Raw genomic sequence first — 21,009 nt, 5'->3', positions numbered from 1 at the left:
TTGCGCGACTTGTGGCGCGAGGGGACCATCCGATGACTCCGCTGAGGCCGCCTGGCACATCCTCGCGCTCGTCGGGCGAGTCGGAGGACGGCGGAGGCGAGCCAGTAGATGGCCCGTCGCTTGCACTGCGGCGGCGCGGAATGTCCCCCGGCGCAGATCTGATTGCCGCGTGCGTGGAGCTCCGCGCCGCTTCTCGCCGATGGCTCGCGCTCTCGCTGCTGGTGCTGGTGCTGGCCGGGCTCTTCGCGCTCGCGGTCGTCGTGGGGCGCATGCCCCCGTTCGACCGCTTCGTGACCGATCCGGTCTTCTTCAAGCGCTGTCTCGTCGCGCACGTGAACCTGGCGCTCGTCGCCTGGTTCTACTCGATCGCCGCGGCGCTCTTCTTCCTGCTTCCGGCGCGGCGTCGAGCCGGATGGCTGGCCCGGCACTCGGTTCACGTCGCCGGAACCGGCATCGCGATGCAGCTATTCGGTGCGGGGATTCCCGGGGCGGCTCCGCTGCTCTCCAACTACATTCCGACAGTGGATCACTGGATCTTCCAGGCGGGGCAGCTGCTCTTCGGAGCTGGCGTGCTCGCGAGCTTCGCGGACGCCAGGCTGCTGCCGGGCGGCACCCGGATCGTGGTCGTGCCGCTGCCGAAGGGCGTGGAGAGCGGTCTGCGCGCGACTCTGCTCGCACTGCTGCTCGCCTCGTTCACCCTCGCGATCACGTGGCTGCGCGCGCCGAGCGGCCTCGCGCCCGACGTCTTCGCGGACCTGCTCGTCTGGGGCGTCGGGCACGTGCTCCAGCTCGCGTGCACGCTCGCGATGCTCTCGCTCTGGCTCTGGCTTCTCGAGAGCGTGATCGGCGAGGCGCCGGTGAGCGAGGCGGCGTCGCGCTGGCTCTTCTTGGCCCTGCTTCTGCCCTGGTTCTGTGCGCCGCTCTTCGCCCTCGCGGGCACGAGCAGCGCCGGCTATCAGGTGGGCTTCACGGAGCTCATGCGCTGGTGCATCGCTCCGGTCGTGACGATCTTCCTGATTCTCTCGCTCGGCGCCGTCGTGCGCGCTTGGAAGTCGGGCACCCTCTCCGCTGCCTCGCTCGCGGACGCGCGGCTATCGGCGGTTCTCGTGAGCGGAGCCCTGACCGTGCTCGGCTTCGCGCTCGGTGCCTCGATCCGCGGCCAGAGCACGATGGTCCCGGCGCATTACCACGCCTCGGTCGGAGCGATCACCGTCTCGTTCATGGCCGCGAGCTACCTCCTTCTGCCCCTGCTCGGACTTCGGCTGCCTGGCGCCTGGCTGGTCCGCACGCGAAGCTGGCAGCCCCTCGTCTACGGAGCCGGGATGCTCGTCTTTGCCGCGGGCTTCGCGCTCGCGGGCGCGCACGGCATGGGGCGCAAGATCTACGGCGCCGAGCAGGCGGCGCGCGGCACGGCCGAGACGCTGGGCTTGGGGATGATGGGCGTCGGCGGCTTCGCGGCGATCGCGGGGGGGATCATGTTCCTCGCCGTCGCCGGCGGTGCCTGGATCCATAGGGTAAGAGTCGGGCCCGCGTCGGAAGCGCTGGCCGCGTCGAGGAGGTTGGAGTATGGCGCCGAAGGTCCCGGGTGAAGTCCACCCGATTCAGAAGCTGATGGACAACCCGTGGCTTCTGCTCTTCCTCGGGGTGGTCATCCCGACCGTCTCGTTCACGTTCTGGGCGTGGTACGAGATCTATTTCCTGCCGCCCGCGACACTGCCCTGAGCGAGGACTGAAGCCATGAGTATTCGACCGCCGGCGGCCGGCTGGTTCAAAGCACCCCACGGGGCCGAGCGGCTCTGGATCGGCTTGGCTCTGTGCTGGTGCTTGGTCATGTCGATCGCGATGCCGTACTGGCATTTCTACGGCAAGCAGAACAGCACGGGCGAGGCGTACCGGGTCGAGCCCGGCGCGTTCGCGCAGCGGGTGCAGCGCTTCGTCGCCACCAACCAGGTCGGGGAGCTGAACGGCATTCCGATCGTGCAGCCGGCGCCCGGCGGCGACGCGTACCTGCAGGCCCAGATGTGGTCCTGGTTTCCGGTCCTGAAGCTCAAGAAGGGGCAGACCTACCGGGTGCACATCTCGTCGATCGACCTGCAGCACGGATTCTCGCTTCACCCGCTGAACATGAACTTCCAGGTTCTTCCGGGCTACGACCACGTGCTCACCCTGACGCCGACGAGCTCGGGCGAGTTCACGATCATCTGCAACGAGTTCTGCGGCATCGGCCATCACATGATGGCCGGGCGCATCCTCGTCGAGGAGTAGGGCGATGACGACCACCACCATCGGCCCGGACGTGACAGCCGGAGAGGCGGCTGGAAACCACCCGCGAGGGGAGGTCCGGGTCTGCGACACGACGGGACTCGCGATCTGCACGACCGCGGAGCGCTTCATGAAGCTGCACGCGGTCTTCGCCGTCGTCTCGCTGCTGATCGGCGGCGTCGCCGCGATCCTGATCGGCCTCACGCGCTGGCCGGCCGTGCACCTGCTTCCCGCGGACTGGTACTACCGGCTGGTCACGCTCCACGGTCTGGACATGCTGATCGTGATGATCCTGAACTTCGAGATCGCGATCCTCTACTTCGCGGGCGCGGTGCTCCTGAACAGCCGCCTGTACTCGAAGTCGCTCTCCTGGGCCACGCTCGGGCTGATGCTCGTCGGCGCGGTGATGTGCAACGCGACCGTGCTGATGGGCAAGGCCGACGTCATGGTCACGTCGTACGTGCCGCTGCGCGCGGACCCGCAGTTCTACCTGGGCCTGATCCTGTTCTCGGTCGGGACGCTGCTCGGCGTGATCAACTTCTTCGGCACGCTCTACATCGCCAAGCGCGACCACACCTACGAAGGCTCGGTGCCGCTCATCACTTTCGGGGCGACCGCGGCGGCGATCATCGCGGTCGTGACGCTGCTGCACGCGGCCACGACGATGATCCCGACCTACCTGTGGTCGATCAACCTGCTCTCGTCGATCGACCCCGAGTGGTACCGGGTCACCTGGTGGGGGCTGGGCCACATGAGCCAGCAGGTGAACGTCTGCGCGATGGTCTCGGTCTGGTACCTGCTCGGCCACCTCACGGTCGGCTCGAAGCCGCTCTCCGAGGCGGTCTGCCGGAGCGCGTTCCTGCTCTACATCCTGTTCATCAACCTCGCCTCGGCGCACCACGAGCTGGTCGATCCGGGCGTCGGCGCCACCTGGAAGATCTGGAACACCTCGTACGCGATGTACCTCGCGGTGCTCGCGTCGATGATCCACGGCTTCACGGTTCCGGCGTCGATCGAGGTCGCGATGCGCGCGAAGGGATTCCAGCGCGGTCTGTTCGGTTGGCTGGCCAACGCCCCGTGGTCGAATCCGGGCTTCTCGGGGTTCTTCCTGTCGCTGGTGATCTTCGGCTTCGGCGGAGGAATCACCGGAGTCACCCTGGGCACGCAGCAGATCAACATCATGGCGCACAACACGCTGCGCATTCCGGGCCACTTCCACGTCACCGTGGTCGGAGGCACGGCGCTCGCGTTCATGGCGCTGACCTACTACGTCGTGCCGCTGATCTTCCAGCGCGAGTTCTACGCCAAGGCCCTGTGTCGCCTGCAGCCGTACCTCTTCGCGATCGGCATCACGACCATGTCGATCGGCATGTCGTTCGCCGGGTCGTACGGCGTTCCGCGCCGCCACTGGGACGTCGAGTTCAGCGGCTCGCCCTTCGCGCCCGCGTTCGATTCGGGCGCGCACGTGATGCTCGGCCTGCTCGGCGTGGGCGCGGTCATCGCGTTCACCGCCGTGCTCCTCTTCGTCCTGCTCGTGGTCGCGGCGGTCTTCTTCGGCCGCTCGAACGCGGGTCGCCCGATGGAGCCCTGGCACGTCGAGCGCGGCGTGACCGCGGCCGTGCGAGCTTCGCACGGCGCGGGCGAGGACGAGGAGCACCGCACGCCCGGGACGCTGGTGCTGGTGCTCGTGTTCCTGGCGTCGTTCGCGGTGTACTACTTCGCGAACTGGCTCTGGCTGTCGGACGTCTGGCACGTGAGATGACGATCGCTTCGCGGACCGGAGACGCCGCGCGATTCTTCGACGGCGGCAGCTTTCCCGCTTTTGCTCTCGGCGTGCTGGTGTTCTGGGAGATCCTGCTCCTGGCGATGCTGATCGGCCCGGGCGAGGACTCGAGCATGCGCGGATTCGCGGACGAGTTCCGCATCTGGTGCTTCGGGTACGACCCGGCGACCGGGCGCATGAATCCCGGACTGGTCATGGCGATGACGAGTCCGCCGGTCGTGATCGCTCCGGTACTCGCGCTGGTCTGGTGGCAGCCGCTGCGGGATCTGCTGGCGAGCCGCCGCGGATGGCTCGCGCCGTGCGTCGCGAGCGCGTTCACGGTGGCCGTCGCGGCATGGGGACTCGTGGCGATCGCGCCGAAACCCGACGTCGCGGAGCTGCCGTTTCCCGCGGAGTCCCTGCGCACCCAGCTGCACTCGCCGCAGCTGCGGCTGGTGAACCAGGACGGCGACACGGTCGATCTGGCCGGACTGCGCGGAAAGGTCGTGATGCTCACGGCCGTGTACTCGACGTGCCCGCTCAGCTGCCCGCTGATCCTGGGCCAGGCGAAGGCGGCGATCGCGCAGGTGCCCGAGGCGCTTCGCGACGATCTGCACGTGATCGCGGTCAGCATGGATCCGGCCAACGATTCGCCCGCGGTGCTCGCCAAGCTCGCGCGCGAGCACGAGATCGCCGCTCCGCAGTACTCGCTCGTCACGGGTGATCCGGTCGAGGTCGAGCGCGTCCTCGACGACCTCGGCATCACGCGCTCTCGGAATCCCGAGACGGGCGTGATCGACCACGCGAATCTGTTCCTGCTCGTCGATCGCGAGGGGCGCATCGCCTATCGGCTGACGCTCGGCGGCCGACAGCAGCGCTGGCTGACGTCGGCGCTGGAGGTCCTCCTGCGCGAGGGGTCCGGTGGAGCATGACGCCATCGGCCTGGCCTCGGAGGTCGCCCACGGAGGCGAGGCCAGGGTTCGCGGAGACGCTGCGCTTCGCGCGCTCGAGCGGCCGTTCCTCGCCCTCGATCGCGCGCTCGGGCGCGTGCTTCCCGATGCGCTGAACCCGTTCCTGCAGACCGGTGCGGTGGCGGTGACCGCGATCCTGATCGCCGTGATCAGCGGCGTGCTTCTGCTGTTCTGGTACCGGCCGAGCGTGCACCTGGCGTACTCCTCGGTGGCGGCGATGTCCGATTCGCCTGCGAGCGCGGGGCTGCTGCGCTCGCTGCACCGCTACAGCTCCGACGCCGCGATCTTCTTCGCGCTCGTGCACGCGGCGCGGCTCTTCTTCGAGCGGCGCTTCGCCGGCGCGCGCTGGCTCGCCTGGGTGACCGGCGTGCTGTCGCTCGTGGTGGTCTGGGTCCTGGGCTGGACCGGCTACTGGCTGGTCTGGGACGTGCGCGGCAAGTACGTGGCGCTCGAGACCGCGCGGCTGCTCGACGTGCTGCCGATCTTCGCCGATCCGATGGGCCGCTCGTTCCTCTTCGACGAGGGCATCAACTCGCTGCTCTTCTTCGTCGTGTTCTTCTTCCACATGCTCGCGCCGCTGGCGCTCGCGTTCGTGCTCTGGCTGCACCTGACCCGGACCGCGCGCGCGCGCTTCCTCACGCGACTTCCGATGACGATCTGGGTGCTCGGAACCCTCGCCATCCTCTCGGTCGCCTACCCGGCGACGAACGCCGAGCCCGCGAAGATGACCGCGCGCGGCGAATCGTTCGGCATGGACTGGTGGTACCTGTTTCCGCTCTCGCTCGGGCCGGGACTCTCGGGCGGCGCGATCTGGGCGATCTGTCTGGTCGGCGGCGCCCTCGCGGTTTCCGCGCCGTGGACGATGCGAAAACGGGTCGGGCGCAGCGCGGTGGTCGAGCCCGCGCGCTGCAACGCCTGCGAGCAGTGCTACCGGGACTGCCCGTACGAGGCGATCTCGATGATCCCGCGCGCGAATCCGGTGAAGCGCGAGAAGTATGCGACCGAGGCGTTCGTCGATCCCGCGAAGTGCGTCTCGTGCGGAATCTGCGTCGCGTCGTGCAACTCGATCGGCACGGACCTGCCGGGATTTCCGCTTCGCGATCAGCGCCAGCAGGTCGCGAGCTGGCTCGACGCCGCGAAGTCGGGTGGCGATCCCTCGGGCGTGGCCTTCGTCTGCGCGCAGTCGGCTGGCGCCGGGCTCGAGATCGATCCAGCGACGGGGATCTGCCGCGAGCTTCCCGGTTGGCGCGTGCTCGAGGTCCCGTGCGCGGGCTGGGTGCACTCGATGTCGATCGAGCTTGCGCTCCGGCGTGGCGCGAAGAAGGTCCTGATCGCGAGCTGCCCGCCGGGGTCGTGTCACTTCCGCGAAGGGCCGGAGTTCCTCGATCAGCACCTGGCGGGCACGCGACCCCCGGCCATCCGCGAGAAGTTCGTGGCCCGCGACTCCGTCGAGGTCGTCTACCTCGACCGCGGAAGCAAGCGCGAGCTCCTGAAAGCCGCGGGCGCAGCGCTCGAGGGCGCGAGCCCGTCACCGGCCGCGGTTCCCGGCCGAGCGCTGGCCGGCATCGCCTCGGTCGCCGTCGCGTTCGTCACCAGCGCCATCATCGGTGTCGTGAGCGACTGGGGCCACGCCGCGCACGCGTCTCCGGGCGCCGAGCTCGTCGTCACCTTCAAACACCCCGGCGAGCGGAGCGAAGTCTGCCGCGACCGGACGCCGGAGGAGCTCGCGCAGCTCCCGCAGCACATGCGCCAGGCGAAGGTCTGCGAGCGGGCGCGCGCCGCGGTGCGCCTGCGCGTCAGCGTGGACGGCGAGCGCCGGGTCGACCAGGCCTACTCGCCGAGCGGAATCTGGAGCGACGGCTCGAGCGTCGCGGTGGTACCGTTCGGCCTCACGCCGGGGGAGCATGTGATCCGGGTCGAGATCGGGGACAGCCACGATCCGGACGAGTGGTCCCATGTCAGCGAGCAGACGATCGAGTTCGACGAGCGGTTCCGGCGCGTGATCGCGTTCGATCGCGCGTCGGGATTCAAGCTGCACTAGGAACGAAGCCATGACGACGGGCTCTCAGGTGATCGCGACTCTCGCGCCGCGCGTCTCGCGCATTCGCGACCACATCGACCTGACGCGCCCGGGCGTGCTCGTCGGCGTGCTTCTGACGGCGCCGCCGGCCTTCTGTCTGGGCGCGGCGTCGCGCCCGGCGATCGCGACCGTCCTCGGAGTCCTGCTCGGGATCGCGCTGGTCGGCGCCGGCTCGAGCGCGCTCAATGCCTGGTGGGAGCGCGACGCCGACGCTCGAATGGAGCGAACGCGCTGGCGCCCGCTCCCCTCTGGCCGACTGACCGCCTCGCGCGCGCTCGGCTTCGGCATCGCGACCTCGACTCTCGGGCTGCTCGCGCTCGCGGTCGCAGGCGGCGGGCTCGCCGCGGCGATCGGCGCGGCGACGCTGGCCCACTATCTGCTCGTCTACACGGTCTGGCTGAAGCCGCGGAGCGCATGGAACACGTTCGTGGGAGCTCTGTCCGGATCGACGGCGCCCCTGATCGCCGACGCATCGGTCGACGGGCGCCTCGGCATCTGGGGTCTCACGCTCGCCGCGATCGTCTTCCTCTGGCAGCTCCCGCACGTGTACGCGATCACCCTGTACCGCCGCGACGAGTACGCGGCCGCGCTGTTCCGGATGCTGCCCGCGGCCGTCGGCGATACGCGCACGCGGCGCCTCATGCTCGCCTTCGCCCTGCTGCTGATCCCGGTCACGCTGCTCCCGTACGCCGGCGGGGTTCTCGGCGCCGGCTACGCGGCAGTGGCCATGATCGGAGGTGTCGCGTTCTGCGCCTCGATCGTCGCCGCGATGCGGGCGCGAGAAGACGCGGCCGACCGGCGGGTCTTTCTCGTCTCGCTCCTGTACCTGTCGAGCCTGTTCGGCGCGATGATGCTCGAGATCGGGGCGAGGGAGGCAGGAGTCGGGATGCGCGATGCCTTGCCGCACGTGAACGGCGCGCTGAACGCCGCGATCGCGGCGCTCCTGATCGCCGCGTTCGTCGCGATCCGCCACGGCCGGCGGGGGCTGCACCGACGGCTGATGCTCTCGGCGGTCTCGCTCGGGACCGTGTTCGTCGCTCTCTACGTCGTCCAGACTGCGCTGCTCGGACACCAGCGCTTCCCCGGCGACGACTGGGTGCGGACGCTCTTCCTGGTGGTCCTGTCGACGCACACGGCCCTGGCCGTCGCCGTGGTTCCGCTCGTCGCGCGCGCCCTGCAGCTCGCGCTTCGCGGGCGCTTCGCCGAGCACCGCCGCATCGTGCGCTTCGCCTACCCGATCTGGATCTACGTCGCGCTCACGGGCCTGTTCATCTACTGGATGAACAACTTCGTTCGCCCCGGGGCGTAGCCGGGATTCGGACCGGCTAGCTCGTCGAGAGCTCCTCGAGTCGGGCGATCAGCTTCGCCTCCTCGACTTCGTGCGCGTGGAACCGCTCCAGCAATACGTCGAGTCCGGAGCGAGTCGCGGCCAGATCTCCGCCTTCGATCAGGGAGCGCAGATCCTCGAGGCTCTTGCGGAGCAGGCGGTGCGAGAGCTGGGCGGCGTGGACCGCCGTTCCGTGCTCGGGCGAGAGCCGCTCGACCATCGGGAAATAGGCGCTCTCCTCGATTCCGAAGTGCGTCTCGAGCGCGGCCGCGAGAGCCTCGAGACCCCTCACGGCGGGCGCGATCTCGCCGCGCCCGAGCGCCTCGACCACCACCGCGACGAGGGCGTCGAGCTCGCTGTGCTCCTCCCACCAGCGCCTCACTCCCCGGGCCGTCTCGGGAGCCGTCATTCGAACCTCCGGGGCCAAACTGCAGGATCGCCGCGCGAGGCGGCTATGACCGCGATCATATCCGAGATCCGCCCATGAGACCCTCCCGGCCCGTCGTGGACGCGTCGACGGATGGCGAATAGACTGACCTCGATCGACCCCCTCCAGGAGACGTTCCATGGCGATCACGGACATCGAAGTCGGACTCAGCGACGAGCAGCGAAGCATCCGCGACAGCGCGCGGAAGTTTGCCGACGAGGTGTTGCGACCGGCCGGGATCGCGCTCGATCGACTCCCGGACCCCGCGCAGGTGATCGCGCCGGACTCGCCGCTCTGGCGGGTGTTCGAGAAGTCGCGCGAGCTCGGGCTCGAGCAGCTCGAGACCGGCGCGACCGACTTGCCGCCGGGAGAGGCCGCGCGCGTGCGCTACCTGGTGAACGAGGAGATGGGCCGCGGGGACTCGGGCCTCGCGATCAGCCTGGCGGTCGCGGGCTTCCACCGGATCTTCGCGCAGATGTCCGGGCGTCCCGCGCTGATCGAGCGCTTCTGCGGCGAGTCCTCGCGCGAGATCGGCTGCTGGGCGATCACCGAGCCCGACCACGGCAGCGACTCGCTGGCGTTCAGCGAGCCCCACTTCCGCGACTCCTCGCTGAAACCGAACTGTGTCGCCCGCAAAGATGGCAAGGAGTGGGTGATCCAGGGTCAGAAGGCGGCGTGGGTCTCGAACGGCACGATCGCGACGGTCGCGACGCTGTTCTGCACCATCGACCCGAGCGGCGGCTTGCAGCGCGGGGGAGTCTGCCTGGTCCCGCTCGACCTGCCGGGCGTGTCCCGCGGCAAGCCGCTCGACAAGCTCGGGCAGCGCGCGCTGAACCAGGGCGAGATCTTCTTCGACGGCGTGCGCATCCCCGAGGAGTTCATGATCGTCGGCGCGGACGCGTACGGCACGGTCGTGGAGATGGTGCTCACGATGGCCAACGCCTCGATGGGTGCGATCTTCATCGGCGTGGCGCAGGCCGCGCTCGAGCTCGCGGTCGGCTACGCCAAAGAGCGCGTGCAGGGAGGGGTCCCGATCATCTCGCACCAGAGCGTGCGCTCGCGCCTGTTCAAGATGTTCGCCCGTGTCGAGGCGGCGCGCGCGCTCGCGCGCCGCGTGGCGCTGTACAACGCCACGAATCCGCCGCTCGTGCAGTACTCGATCGCATCCAAGACGTTCGTCACGCAGACCGCGTTCGAGGTCGCCAGCGACGCGCTGCAGATCTTCGGCGGCAACGGCCTGACGCGCGAGTACCCGATCGAGAAGCTGGTGCGCGACGCTCGCGCGTCGATGATCGAGGACGGCTGCAACGAGGTGCTCGGACTCGTCGGCTCGACGCGGCTGTGAGCGCTCGAAATCAAGGGTCACGGACTGACCTGACCCGTCACCGGGAGGATCACCCATGAGGATGAATGCGGTCGTTGCCGGGGTTGGCATGACGAAGTTCGGAAAGCACCTCGATCAGGGGCTGAAGGCGCTCGGCGGCGACGCGGTGCGCGTCGCGCTCGCCGACGCGGGCATCGACGCCAAGGATCTCGAGGCCGCGTGGGTCGGCAACGCCGCGGCGGGGCTGATCACCGGACAGGAGTCGATCCGCGGGCAGGTGATCCTGCGGCCGCTCGAGATCGGCAAGATTCCGGTGGTCAACGTCGAGAACGCCTGCGCGAGCGCGTCGACGGCGTTCCAGCAGGCGGCGGCGATGGTCAGCGCCGGGCTCTACGACGTGGTTCTCGCGCTGGGGGTGGAGAAGCTCTACCACGTCGACAAGAAGCGCAGCTTCTCCGCCTTCACCGGCGCGGTCGACGTCGAAGCGCTGCAGGGGATTCTCGAGGCGCTGCAGAAGGGCGCAGCCGACACGGGTGCGAAGAGCGCGTCGAGCGGAGCCGGCGAGAGCCGCTCGATGTTCATGGACATCTACGCGGCGGCCGCGCGCGCACACATGAAGCGGTACGGCACGACCGTCCGGCAGTTCGCGGCGGTCGCGGCGAAGAACTCCTACCACGGCAGCCTGAACGCGCGCGCCCAGTTCCGCGAGGCGCTGAGCGTCGACGAGGTGCTCGCGTCGCCGATGATCGCGGAGCCGCTGACGCGACCCATGTGCTCGCCGATCGGCGACGGCGCAGCGGCAGCGGTGATCATGAGCGAGCGGAAGGCCCGCCAGTTCGGTGTCGCGAAGGGCGTGCGCGTCGTATCGTCCGTGCTCCGCTCGGGGTGGGATCACGGCGCCGAAGAGGCCGGCACCGTCGAGCTCGCCTCGAGCGAGGCCTTCGAGGAAGCGGGGATCGGCCCCGCCGACCTCCATCTGGTCGAGTGTCACGACGCCTCCGCGCCGGCGGAGGTCATCGCCTACGAATCCCTCGGGCTCTGCGCGAAGGGGGAGGGCGGGCGATTCGTCGAGAGCGGCGCGACCCGGCTCGGCGGGCGCATTCCCGTGAACACCTCGGGCGGCCTGCTCCGCAAGGGGCACCCGGTCGGCGCGACGGGTCTCGCGCAGATCGTGGAGATCACCGAGCAGCTGCAGGGGCGGTCGGGCGCGCGGCAGGTCGAGGGCGCGCGCGTGGGGCTCGCGCACAACGGCGGCGGAAACATCGGCAGCGACGCTGCCGCGATGTGCGTGACGATTCTCCGGATCTGAAGGGAGCGCGAATGCGAGCGCAGAGTCCGATGATTCTCGGCGACCTGGTCCGGATCCGAGCGAACGAGAAGCCGGACCTGGACGTGCTCACCTTCGAGCACCTCTCGCTCGACGACGGCCGGACGCCGGACGAGGTGCGCACCTACGCGGACCTCGCGACCCGCTCGAACCAGATCGCGGCGACCCTCGTCGCGCGCGGACTCGTGCGCGGCGACCGGTTCGGGCTGATGATGCGCAACCACCCCGAGTACGTGGAGACGATGGCGGCGGCGTCGATCACCGCGACCGTCTTCGTGCCGATCGATCCGCGCACGCGAGGGGACAAGCTCGCGTTCTTCCTGAAGCGGTCCGGCTGCAAGGGAATCATCTGCGCGGACTACTGCCTGCCGGCGCTCGAGGCCGTGCGCGAATCGCTCCCGGCGCTCGAGTGGATCCTGGCTCTCGAGACCGGCGAGAGCGACGAGGCGGTGCCGCTTTCGTCGGTTCGCGGGGCCGAGTCGCTGCGCGAGGTGTTCGCGAAGCCGGTGCCGACGGTCGATTCGCGCCTGGTCGACGCGAACGATCCCCTGCAGATCATCTTCACCTCCGGCACGACGGGCGATCCGAAGGGCGTCGTGTTCCAGAACGCGCGCTTCGGCGCGTTTGCGATGCTGAGCGCGCTGTTCGGCTATCGGCCCGACGATCGGCCCTACACGGGGCTCTCGCTCACGCACGGAAACGCGCAGGCGGTGACGCTCGGCCCGTCGCTCTCGATGGGGCTGCGCGCGGTGTTCAGCCGGAAGTTCACGAAGTCCAGGCTCTGGGACGTCTGCCGCCGCCACGGCTGCACCACGTTCTCGCTCCTGGGGGGAATGTCGACCGCGATCTACAGCGAGCCGGTGCGCAGCAACGACGCCGACAACCCGGTGCGGATGGTGTGCAGCGCGGGAATGCCGGCGGCGATCTGGGCCTCGTTCGAGAAGCGCTTCGACGTGAAGGTCTTCGAGTGGTACGGAGCCGTCGAGGGCGGGCTCGCCTTCAAGCCGATCGGAGAGGGCCCGATCGGATCGTTCGGCAAGCCCGGGCCCGGGCTCGACATGCGCGTGCTCGACGAGAGCGACCGCGAGTGCGCCGCGGGCGAGATCGGCGAGATCTGCTCGCGCCCGTCGAGCGGAGCGTCGGCCGAGGTCGAATACTTCGAGAACGCCGAGGCGTCGGCACAGAAGACCCGCGGCGGCTGGCTGCGAAGCGGCGACATGGGCTGGCGCGACGAGCAGGGCTGGCTGTTCTTCTCGCATCGCAAGGGCGGCGGAATCCGCCACAACGGCGACTTCGTGAACGCGGGATTCGTGGAGAAGCTGATCGCCGAGCAGCCGAGCGTCTCCGACGTCTTCGTCTACGGCGTGCCCGCGGCGTCCGGCTCGCCCGGCGAGAAGGACGTGGTCGCAGCGATCGTCGCGCAGCCAGGGGCCGTCTTCGACGCGAAGGCGATCTTCGCGGCCTGCCGCGCCGGGCTCGAATCGAACTTCGTTCCGACCTACCTTCAGGTCGTGGACGAGATTCCGAAGACGGCCTCCGAGAAGCCGCAGGAGAGGTTCCTGCTGGAGCGCTTCGCGCCGAACGCGCCGAACGTCCACGTCGAGCGGTAGCGGAGCCGCGCGCGACTTGACCCGTCCAACCATCGAGCTCGATCCGGAGCGAGCCGAGGCCATCCTGTTGCGCTACGCGGGAAGCGGGCCGCGTTACACCAGCTACCCCACCGCTCCCACCTGGTCCGACGCCTACGGAGCCGCGGACTTCGAGGCCGACCTGGCTTCGAGCGCGAGCGGAGCGGACCTGTCGGTCTACGTGCACGTGCCGTTCTGCCGCAGCCTCTGTCATTTCTGCGCGTGCAATCGCGTGATCACGCGCAAGTCCGAGCCGCCGGCGCGCTACCTCGACACGATCGAGCGCGAGATCGGCCGCGTGCGCGCCGCGCTTGCGCAAGAACGCCCGGTCGTGCAGCACCACTGGGGCGGCGGCACGCCGACGCACCTCGACCCCGCGCAGGTGAAGCGGTTGTTTCGCGCGGTGAACGACGCGTTTCCGGCCGTGCCGGGCGCGGAGATCTCGCTCGAGGTCGATCCGCGCGTGACCAGCGACGCGCACATCGACGCGCTGCGCGAGTGCGGATTCAACCGCATCTCGCTCGGTGTGCAGGATTTCGAGCCACGCGTGCAGACGGCGATCCACCGCGAGCAGAGCCCCGAGATGACGGGGAGACTCGTCGAGCGCGCGCGGGCCAGCGGCTTCGAGAGCGTGAACCTCGACCTGATCTACGGGCTTCCGTTCCAGACGCTCGAGTCGACCGAGCGCACGCTCGACGAGGTGATCGCGATCGCCCCCGATCGGATCGCGCTCTACGCCTATGCGCACGTGACCTGGGTCGCGAAGCAGCAGAGAGGCTTCGAGAGCAAGGATCTGCCGGCGCCCTCGCTTCGCCTGCGCCTTCAGCTCGGCGCGATCCGCCGCCTGCTCGAGGCCGGCTACGAGTACATCGGCATGGATCACTTCGCGCGACCCGACGACGAGCTCGCCAGAGCCGTGCGCGAGCGCACGCTGCGGCGCAACTTCATGGGCTACACCACGCGCGCGGGCGTGGATCTGATCGGCCTGGGCCCGAGCTCGATCAGCGAGCTCTCCAGGAGCTACGCGCAGTCCGTCCGCGAGCTCGAGCCCTGGCACGAGGCCGTCGACGCCGGCCGGCTCGCGACGCTGCGCGGCCACCGGCTCACGCCCGACGATCTCGAGCGGCGCTGGGTGATCGGCGAGATCATGTGCCACGGAGAGGTCCGCGCGGCCGAGTGGCGCGCGCGCTTCGGGACGGACTTCGCCAACCGCTTCGCTTCCGAGCGGGCCGCGCTCGAGCCCTTCGTTTCCGACGAGCTCGTCGAGCTCGAGCCCGAGGGCGGGCTGCGCGTGACTCCGCTCGGGCGCCTGGTGCTGCGCAACGTCGCGATGGTCTTCGACGCCTACCTGGCGGAGCAGCGCTCGGCTTCGAAGCCGCTCTTCAGCCAGACGGTCTGAAGCTGCGCTAGGCGGGATCGGACTCTTCGGCGAGCACCGCCGCCATCGGGCGCAGCGCGACCGGAAACCAGTGCGGCTCGGCGTGGCCGTCGGGCGGAATCGCCTTCTCGACCGGCAGCGCCAGCACCCGGCCGTCCCTGCGGTACGCCGAGTGGTGTACGGGCTTGGCCGCCAGACGTCCCTCGTCGAGAAGCTCGAGGATGGCGTCGAAGAGCTCGCGCGGCATCCCGGTCCAGATCACGCGGTTTCCGGGCAGCACGATCTCGGTCGGCTCGCGCGAGTCGCCCGCCAGGCGCTTGTGCAGCGCGGCGAACGTGACCCAGTCGTCGGCCTCGACCTGGGCGAGGACCGCCGACCGGTACTCGTCCTTCGACTTCGGCCGGCTCGGGATCGGCTTTCTCGCGGAGTCCATCCGCGAAGCATACACGCCTAGTCCGAGCGCGAGGTCGCCGCCAAGAGCACTCCCGCGTAGCCGTTCGCCACGCACGCTCGCTCGAGCACTCCGCGCTCGCGCAGAAGACGGTGGAAGCGCGGCAGCTTGTAGTGCGGGACCGTCATGATCAGATGGTGCTCGAGGTGGAAGTTCACCCGGTTGGGCGCGAAGAAGAGGCGCTCCCAGGCCGAGGCGAGCGTGGTGCGGGTGTTGTTCAGCGGGTCGGTCGCATCCGGCGTGAGCGCGTGCTCTGCGATCGAGCGGATGCGCGTGAACAGGCGATTCGTGGTGAGCCACGCGACGACCCAGAGCAGGTACAGCGCGGGATGCCCCGCGAGCGCGAGGATCGCGAAGAGCGCGAGGTTCGTGACGGCGACCGGGGCGAGCTTGTGCCAGCCTACGTCGGGCTGCTCTCCGCGGCTCATGCCCTGATTGCGCTGCGAGCGTCCGCCGGCGCGGCCGATGTCGCGCAGGAACACCGCTCTCGCCTGCGAATAGCCGGTCTGCCCAGACAGGTCGCGAAAGACCTTGCGCGCGAAGCTCGCGCGGGTGATCGGGAACGGCGTGACCAGCCCGAGATCCGGATCCTTCTCGGTTCCGGTGTGCGCGTGGTGCAGCAGGTGATAGCGGCGGTACGGCTCGACCTCCGCCCAGATCGGATACGCCGCCAGCCAGTTCCCGGCCCAGTCGTTCAAGGAGCGCTTCCGAAACAGAACCCGGTGCGCGGCGTCGTGCATCAGGATCGCGAACCCCAGCTGGCGCGCGCCGATCACGAAGAGCGCGAGCAGGATCGTGAGCGGATTCGGCGTCCAGGCCACCAGCGCCATCGCTGCGAAGACGAGCCCCCAGTTCGCGGCGAGCGAGAGTGCTCCGTGCAGGTCGTCCACCTCGAGCAGATCGCGTCGCTCCTCCGCGGAGAGCGCGTCGCTCCAGTTCCACGCTTCCGCGTCGCCGGTCGTCGTGCTCATGCCAGGCTCCTCGAAGCCGCTCCGAGCGCGGCCGCGCGCGCCTGACCGGAGAGTCCGGCCAGGTTCACCGGCGAGCTGCGGTGCGGAGCGCCGTGATCGCGCATGAAGTCGCTCCAGTACTCGCGCCCGGCGTGGTCGTATTCGCGCATCGCCGCGACGAGCGCCCGATACTCGGCCTCGGGCGCGATCGCGTCGGGCAGGCGCGGGTCGAGTGCGATCTGCCGGATCGCGCGGCCGCCGACGAGGAAGGTCTCGACCATCGCCGCTCGGCGCGGGAGTCGGGGCAGGCGCGAAGCGCTGCGCTCGAGCTCGACGAGCGCGGTCCGGTGCGCGCGGGAGATCGCGGCGCCGCTCCAGAGCCGTCTTGCCCGGGCTTCGCCGCTCTCGTCGAGCGAGCCGAGGCCGAAGACGCGCGCCTCGATCGCGAGACCGAGCTCGTGCAGCTCTTGCCGGGTCTGCGCGACCCCGCCACGCAAGTTGTCGGGCCGGATCAGAAGGCCGGGATCGAGCTCCGCGAAGCCCAGGAACGCCAGCGCGCGAGCGTCGCTGCGGCGGCCGCGGCGGTCGGCCCGAGGCAGTCCGTGCACGAGCACTCCGACCCAGCCGCCGCTCCAGCGCAGCGTTCGCGCGTCGGCGCTCGACCAGCCGCCGACCCGGCGCGAGACCGGCTGCGCTCCCGCCGCCAGGCGGTAGGACCCGGGCTCGTCGCGCTCGACCAGCCCACGCGCGAGCAGACGAGCGAGCGCCACTCGCACGCCGTTCTCTGCCAGACCGAAGAGCGCGCCGGCCTCGACCAGCGCTCGCACCGACATCGAGCGCCCACGCAGCGTCTGCAACAGGTCGAGAATCAGGCTCTTGGCGCTCGGCTCCACGGAGCCCTCATATTACGCTGAGCGTCCGGTGCAGACAACTCACGTAATACGAGTCGCCGGAGCGAGCAAACGCTCGGCCTTTCGCTCCATGCGCAACAGGCTCTCCTCGCCGAGCAGCTCGGCGGCGCGCTCGCGCGCGAACCAACGCAGGTCGTTCGACTCGCTCGAGACGCGAAGCTCCTGATCGCTCGCGGCGACGAGCAGGAAGCGGAAATCGTGGTGCAGGTGCTCGGGCTCCTCTCCACGCGCCGGAATCCGGTGCACGTCGAGATCGAGCGGAAGCGCGAGCCCGCCTGGCCGCACGACTTCGAACTCGTCCATTCCCGACTCCTCGCGCGCCTCGCGCAGGGCGACCGCGACGAGATCGGTGTCGCCATCGGCGTGCCCGCCGAGCTGCAGCCAGCGTCCGAGCTTGCGGTGGTGGGCGAGCAGGAAGCGGCGCCGGTCGTGCGAGACGATCCAGGCCGAGGCGGTCAGGTGGCCGTCGACGCAGGACCGCTCGAAGCAATCGGGATTCGCGCGCACGAACTGCCGGACGTGATCCACGCCGATGCGCTCCTCGGGATACTGCACCAGGTAGCGTTCGAGCAGGTCGAGCAGCGGTCGGCGGTGCAATTGGAGTCCGAGCCTAGTCGAGCGCGTCGAGCGCGCGAGAGAGCGCGCCGACCAGCTCCTCGACCTCGTTCTCGGCGAGGATCAGGGGCGGCGCCAGGGCGACGCTGCCGGCCACGACCCGCGCGATCACGCCATCGGCCAGGAGCAGGGCTGCGAGCCGTTTCGCGTCGTCGGCGGCGCGGGGTTCGAGCGCGGCGATCAAGCCGACGCCGCGAACGTCGCGGAGCCTCGGGTGGCCCGCGCAGCGCCCGCGGAGCCGGGTCTGCAGGAGCGCGCCGACGCGGTCCGCGCGCTCGACCAGGCCCTCGCGCTCGAGGACGTCCAGGTTGGCGAGAGCCGCCGCAGCGGCGACCGGGTGACCCGAATAGGTGTAGCCGTGCGCGAACGGGCCGACCTCGCGGGACGCCCCGCGAAGCACCTCGTGGATCGGCTCCGAGATCAGACACGCGGACATCGGCACGTATCCGCTGGTGAGGCCCTTCGCCACCGTGATCAAGTCCGGCTCGATCCCGTAGCGCTGCGATCCGAACCAGCGCCCGAGCCGGCCGAAGCCGCAGATCACCTCGTCGGCGACGAGCAGCACGTCGTGGCGGCGAAGCACCGGCTGGATCCTCTCGAAGTAGCGCTGCGGCGGCAGCAGCACGCCGCCGGCTCCCATCACGGGCTCCGCGAAGAACGCCGCGACGGTCTCCGGTCCCTCGCGCAGGATCGCGAGCTCGAGCTCCTGCGCGAGGCGCTCGGCGCATTCGTCTTCGCTCTCCTGCGGATCCGCGCCGGCGGGCCAGTGCGCGGGCGAGACGTGCTGGAATAGCTTCGAGAGCGGCAGGTCGAAGCGCGCGTGCACGTACGGCAGCCCGGTGAGCGACGAGGCGCCGAGCGTCGTCCCGTGATAGCCGCGCGAGCGCGCGATCAGCTTCTTCTTCGCCGGCCGAAAAAGCAGATTGTTGTAGTGCCAGATCAGCTTGATCTGCGAGTCGTTCGACTCCGATCCGGAGCTGGCGAAGAAGACCTGCGCATTCGGCATCGGAGCGAGCTCGCGGAGGCGCGCGGCGAGTCGGATCGCCGGCTCGTTCGAGGCGCCCGCGAACCCGTGGTAGTAGGGCAGGCGCCGCGCCTGTGCGGCGATCGCGTCGGCGATCTCTTCGCGGCCATATCCGGCGTTCACGCACCAGAGGCCCGCCATCGCGTCGAGGTACCAGCGGCCCTCCGTGTCGCGCACGCGGCAGCCGCGGCCCTCGACCAGAACCAGGCCGGGATGCGCTTCGTGCTCCGCGATCGACGTGAACGGATGGAGCCAGGCGCGATCGAGCTCGCCGAGGGATGCGGCCGTCATGGCGCTGCTATCATGGCACGAGGAACAGCGGAGAGCCGATGAAACGCGTCGATCCAGAGCTCTGCGTCCGCCTCGCCCGCGAGCACGGGACGCCCTTCTATCTGTACGACGCCGCCGTGATCCGCGCGCGGATCGCGGAGCTGCGCGGCTTCGACGTGATCCGCTACGCGCAGAAGGCCTGCTCGAACGTCCATCTGCTCCGGCTGATGCGCGCCGAGGGCGTGCTCGTCGACGCGGTTTCGAACGGCGAGATCGCCCGCGCGCTGCGCGCCGGATACGTCGGGGTGGGCGAGCCCGCGGGCGTGGTCTACACGGCGGACCTGATCGACGAGGCGACGCTCGATCGCGTGATCGACCGCGACATTCCCGTGAACGCGGGCTCGACGGACATGCTGGAGCAGGTGGGCCGACGCAAGCCCGGTCATCGGGTCTGGCTGCGCGTGAATCCGGGCTTCGGGCATGGTCACAGCCGCAAGACGAACACCGGCGGACCCTGGAGCAAGCACGGAATCTGGCACGAGTGTCTCGACGAGGCGCTGCGCGCGGTGGAGAAGCACCGGCTCGATCTGGTCGGCCTGCACATGCACATCGGATCCGGGGCGGACTTCGAACATCTCGGCCGCGTCTGCGACGCCATGGTCGCCAGGGTGAGGGAGCTCCGGATCGACGTGCGCGCTCTCTCGGGCGGCGGCGGGCTGCCGATTCCGTACAAAGCCGACGCGCCGCGCTTCGACACGGCCGCGCTGCACCGGCTCTGGGACGAGGCGCGGAGCAAGGTCGAGGCGAGCGTCGGTCACCTGTTCTCGCTCGAGATCGAGCCGGGCCGGTTCCTGGTCGCCGAGGCGGGGCTGCTGGTCGCGCAGATCCGCGCGGCGAAGCGGATCGGGGCGACTCGCTTCCTCGTCGTCGACGCTGGCTTCGACAATCTGATCCGGCCGGCCATGTACGGCAGCTACCACGAGATCTCGATCCTGCGCGCCGACGGCACCCGCGCGAGCGGCGCGAGCGAGCCGACGGTCGTGGCCGGACCGCTCTGCGAGTCCGGCGACGTCTTCACGCAGGAGGAGGGCGGGGTGGTGGTGCCGCGCGAGCTGCCAGCGGCTTCGGTCGGCGACTTCGTGGTGCTGCACGACGCGGGCGCGTACGGAGCGTCGCAGGCCAGCAATTACAACACGCGTCCGCTCGCGCCCGAGATCCTGCTCGAAAACGGCGTCGCGCGTCCGATCCGGCGCCGGCAGACCGTCGAGGAGCTGCTCGGTCTCGAGGACGTCTAGTCGCTGCGCCGCCGGGCTACGGCTTCTTGCGCGAGGCGCGGCGCCTGGCGAGTTCGGCATCGATCGCGGCCGGGGCGTAGCGGCCGCGGTCGGCCGAGGCGCGGCGCGCGAGCCGCTCGCGCAGGCCGGGGTCGCCAAGCGCGAGGATCCGCGCCGCTAGCAGCGCCGCATTGCGGGCGCCGTTCACGGCCACTGCCGCGACGGGCGTTCCCGGAGGCATCTGCATCGTGGAGAGCGCCGCGTCGAAGCCCTGCAGCGGGCCGCTCGCGCACGGGACGCCGATCACCGGCAGGAGCGTGTGCGCGGCGGAGACCCCGGCCAGCGCCGCGGACATTCCCGCGAACGCGATCACCACGCGGATCCCCTCCTTCTCGGCGTTCTTGATCGTCTCCGCCGTCTCGTCGGGCGTGCGGTGGGCGGAGAGCACGCGCGCGGTCGAGGCGATCTCGAGCTCGCCGAGCGCCTCCTCGCATTCGAGCAGCAGGTCGAGGTCGCTCGGGCTGCCGCAGATCAAGAGCACGGTGGGCGGTGCGGATTCCATCGGTGGATCTAAGCGCACGGAGCCTTGACTCCGCAACTTTGCGGAGGGTACCGTCCTCCGCTGACATGAACGTCAGTGCGCGACGCGAGCGATCGGGGAACGGGGCGGGCGCCCGGGCGCGTGCGCTGACGCGTTCGAGGCTGCGCGCCAGCGCCCGAAGGCTCTTCGCGGAGCGCGGCCTTCACGCCGTCACCAGCCATCAGATCGCCGAGGCCGCGGGCGTGGCTTCCGGCACGTTCTACCTGCACTTCCACGACAAGAACGAGCTTTTCCGGGAGCTGGTCTTCGAAGCGCTCGCGGAGCTCGAGCGACGCCTCGAGGTCGCGGTCCATCCGCTCGAGGCGCAGCCCGAGCCCGCGGCTCGCGCGCGCGCGGAGGTCCTGCTCGGCTTTGCCGAGGATCACGGAGAGCTGGTGCGGATGCTCTTCGGCCGCGGCTCCGAGGGGGCGAGCCTGGGCGCCGACGC

Annotated in this window: 19 protein-coding genes; 12 read left to right on the top strand and 7 right to left on the bottom strand. The window is 69.9% G+C overall.

Annotation, left to right across the window (positions count from 1 at the left end; all coding sequences use genetic code 11):
* Positions 1–32 precede the first annotated feature (32 nt).
* The 6 genes from FJ108_00095 (at position 33) to cyoE (ending at position 8,384) form a co-directional block, all read left to right on the top strand.
* Positions 33–1,589: a hypothetical protein gene (locus FJ108_00095; GenBank protein ID MBM4334298.1), complete on the top strand. Its 1,557-nt coding sequence runs from the start codon at positions 33–35 to the stop codon at positions 1,587–1,589.
* Between the two features lie 148 nt (positions 1,590–1,737).
* On the top strand, positions 1,738–2,265 hold the full coding sequence (locus tag FJ108_00090) for a cytochrome C oxidase subunit II (GenBank protein ID MBM4334297.1): 528 nt from the start codon (positions 1,738–1,740) through the stop codon (positions 2,263–2,265).
* A gap of 4 nt (positions 2,266–2,269) precedes the next feature.
* A complete protein-coding gene (locus tag FJ108_00085) occupies positions 2,270–4,024 on the top strand; it encodes a cytochrome C oxidase subunit I (protein MBM4334296.1) in 1,755 nt (584 codons plus the stop codon).
* Positions 4,021–4,956, top strand: a complete 936-nt coding sequence (locus FJ108_00080; protein MBM4334295.1) for an SCO family protein — start codon at positions 4,021–4,023, stop codon at positions 4,954–4,956. The genes FJ108_00085 and FJ108_00080 overlap by 4 nt, the downstream gene beginning before the upstream one ends.
* Positions 4,946–7,036, top strand: coding sequence for a hydrogenase iron-sulfur subunit (locus FJ108_00075; GenBank protein ID MBM4334294.1), 2,091 nt, complete (start codon positions 4,946–4,948; stop codon positions 7,034–7,036). The genes FJ108_00080 and FJ108_00075 overlap by 11 nt, the downstream gene beginning before the upstream one ends.
* 10 nt (positions 7,037–7,046) lie before the next feature.
* Entirely contained in the window at positions 7,047–8,384 is a 1,338-nt protein-coding gene (cyoE, locus tag FJ108_00070) for a protoheme IX farnesyltransferase (protein MBM4334293.1), read from the top strand.
* A 16-nt stretch (positions 8,385–8,400) separates the two neighbouring features.
* Here cyoE and FJ108_00065 read toward each other — a convergent pair whose 3' ends face one another.
* Entirely contained in the window at positions 8,401–9,018 is a 618-nt protein-coding gene (locus FJ108_00065; protein MBM4334292.1) for a hemerythrin domain-containing protein, read from the bottom strand.
* Here FJ108_00065 and FJ108_00060 point away from each other — a divergent pair.
* The 4 genes from FJ108_00060 to hemN are packed head-to-tail and all read left to right on the top strand — an operon-like array spanning position 8,969 to position 14,507.
* Entirely contained in the window at positions 8,969–10,174 is a 1,206-nt protein-coding gene (locus FJ108_00060; GenBank protein MBM4334291.1) for an acyl-CoA dehydrogenase, read from the top strand. The two genes, FJ108_00065 and FJ108_00060, sit on opposite strands and share 50 nt — an antisense overlap.
* Positions 10,175–10,229: 55 nt before the next feature.
* Positions 10,230–11,462, top strand: a complete 1,233-nt coding sequence (locus FJ108_00055; protein MBM4334290.1) for a thiolase family protein — start codon at positions 10,230–10,232, stop codon at positions 11,460–11,462.
* Between the two features lie 11 nt (positions 11,463–11,473).
* Positions 11,474–13,090, top strand: a complete 1,617-nt coding sequence (locus FJ108_00050) for an AMP-binding protein (protein MBM4334289.1) — start codon at positions 11,474–11,476, stop codon at positions 13,088–13,090.
* A gap of 16 nt (positions 13,091–13,106) precedes the next feature.
* Positions 13,107–14,507 carry an oxygen-independent coproporphyrinogen III oxidase gene (hemN, locus tag FJ108_00045; protein ID MBM4334288.1) on the top strand — a complete coding sequence of 467 codons (1,401 nt, stop codon included), beginning with the start codon at positions 13,107–13,109 and terminating at the stop codon, positions 14,505–14,507.
* Between the two features lie 7 nt (positions 14,508–14,514).
* On the opposite strand, the gene FJ108_00040 is transcribed toward hemN, so the two are convergent.
* The 5 genes from FJ108_00040 to FJ108_00020 are packed head-to-tail and all read right to left on the bottom strand — an operon-like array spanning position 14,515 to position 18,728.
* Positions 14,515–14,919 carry a hypothetical protein gene (locus FJ108_00040; protein ID MBM4334287.1) on the bottom strand — a complete coding sequence of 135 codons (405 nt, stop codon included), beginning with the start codon at positions 14,917–14,919 and terminating at the stop codon, positions 14,515–14,517.
* 17 nt (positions 14,920–14,936) lie between these two features.
* A complete protein-coding gene (locus tag FJ108_00035) occupies positions 14,937–15,908 on the bottom strand; it encodes a fatty acid desaturase (protein MBM4334286.1) in 972 nt (323 codons plus the stop codon).
* Positions 15,905–16,780 carry a PaaX family transcriptional regulator gene (locus tag FJ108_00030; GenBank protein ID MBM4334285.1) on the bottom strand — a complete coding sequence of 292 codons (876 nt, stop codon included), beginning with the start codon at positions 16,778–16,780 and terminating at the stop codon, positions 15,905–15,907. The genes FJ108_00035 and FJ108_00030 overlap by 4 nt, the downstream gene beginning before the upstream one ends.
* Positions 16,781–16,819: 39 nt before the next feature.
* On the bottom strand, positions 16,820–17,395 hold the full coding sequence (locus tag FJ108_00025; GenBank protein ID MBM4334284.1) for an NUDIX hydrolase: 576 nt from the start codon (positions 17,393–17,395) through the stop codon (positions 16,820–16,822).
* 13 nt (positions 17,396–17,408) lie between these two features.
* The gene (locus FJ108_00020; protein ID MBM4334283.1) at positions 17,409–18,728 is read right to left on the bottom strand and encodes an aminotransferase class III-fold pyridoxal phosphate-dependent enzyme; all 1,320 of its coding nucleotides are present in this window, start codon (positions 18,726–18,728) and stop codon (positions 17,409–17,411) included.
* A 38-nt stretch (positions 18,729–18,766) separates the two neighbouring features.
* Between FJ108_00020 and lysA the strand changes: the two genes are divergently transcribed.
* Entirely contained in the window at positions 18,767–20,002 is a 1,236-nt protein-coding gene (lysA, locus tag FJ108_00015) for a diaminopimelate decarboxylase (protein MBM4334282.1), read from the top strand.
* Positions 20,003–20,018: 16 nt separating this feature from the next.
* On the opposite strand, the gene purE is transcribed toward lysA, so the two are convergent.
* Entirely contained in the window at positions 20,019–20,543 is a 525-nt protein-coding gene (purE, locus tag FJ108_00010) for a 5-(carboxyamino)imidazole ribonucleotide mutase (GenBank protein MBM4334281.1), read from the bottom strand.
* A 65-nt stretch (positions 20,544–20,608) separates the two neighbouring features.
* On the opposite strand from purE, the gene FJ108_00005 reads away from it, so the two are divergent.
* Positions 20,609–21,009: helix-turn-helix transcriptional regulator (locus tag FJ108_00005; protein MBM4334280.1), on the top strand; the 401-nt coding region annotated here is incomplete at its 3' end.

It is taken from the genome of Deltaproteobacteria bacterium (assembly GCA_016875225.1).
In the GTDB taxonomy this organism is placed as follows: domain Bacteria; phylum Myxococcota_A; class UBA9160; order SZUA-336; family SZUA-336; genus VGRW01.
The sequence above is the reverse complement of the archived record's forward strand: the minus strand, read 5'-3'. Positions and strand labels throughout refer to the sequence as shown.

Coding starts and splice junctions, on each gene's coding strand:
- purE (MBM4334281.1), bottom strand. CDS start 20,543: ATGGAATCCGCACCGCCCACCGTGCTCTTGATCTGCGGCAGCCCGAGC.
- lysA (MBM4334282.1), top strand. CDS start 18,767: ATGAAACGCGTCGATCCAGAGCTCTGCGTCCGCCTCGCCCGCGAGCAC.
- FJ108_00065 (MBM4334292.1), bottom strand. CDS start 9,018: ATGCTTCGCTGCTCGTCGCTGAGTCCGACTTCGATGTCCGTGATCGCC.
- FJ108_00080 (MBM4334295.1), top strand. CDS start 4,021: ATGACGATCGCTTCGCGGACCGGAGACGCCGCGCGATTCTTCGACGGC.
- FJ108_00060 (MBM4334291.1), top strand. CDS start 8,969: ATGGCGATCACGGACATCGAAGTCGGACTCAGCGACGAGCAGCGAAGC.
- FJ108_00050 (MBM4334289.1), top strand. CDS start 11,474: ATGCGAGCGCAGAGTCCGATGATTCTCGGCGACCTGGTCCGGATCCGA.
- FJ108_00040 (MBM4334287.1), bottom strand. CDS start 14,919: ATGGACTCCGCGAGAAAGCCGATCCCGAGCCGGCCGAAGTCGAAGGAC.
- FJ108_00035 (MBM4334286.1), bottom strand. CDS start 15,908: ATGAGCACGACGACCGGCGACGCGGAAGCGTGGAACTGGAGCGACGCG.
- FJ108_00055 (MBM4334290.1), top strand. CDS start 10,230: ATGAGGATGAATGCGGTCGTTGCCGGGGTTGGCATGACGAAGTTCGGA.
- FJ108_00090 (MBM4334297.1), top strand. CDS start 1,738: ATGAGTATTCGACCGCCGGCGGCCGGCTGGTTCAAAGCACCCCACGGG.
- FJ108_00020 (MBM4334283.1), bottom strand. CDS start 18,728: ATGACGGCCGCATCCCTCGGCGAGCTCGATCGCGCCTGGCTCCATCCG.
- FJ108_00085 (MBM4334296.1), top strand. CDS start 2,270: ATGACGACCACCACCATCGGCCCGGACGTGACAGCCGGAGAGGCGGCT.
- FJ108_00095 (MBM4334298.1), top strand. CDS start 33: ATGACTCCGCTGAGGCCGCCTGGCACATCCTCGCGCTCGTCGGGCGAG.
- cyoE (MBM4334293.1), top strand. CDS start 7,047: ATGACGACGGGCTCTCAGGTGATCGCGACTCTCGCGCCGCGCGTCTCG.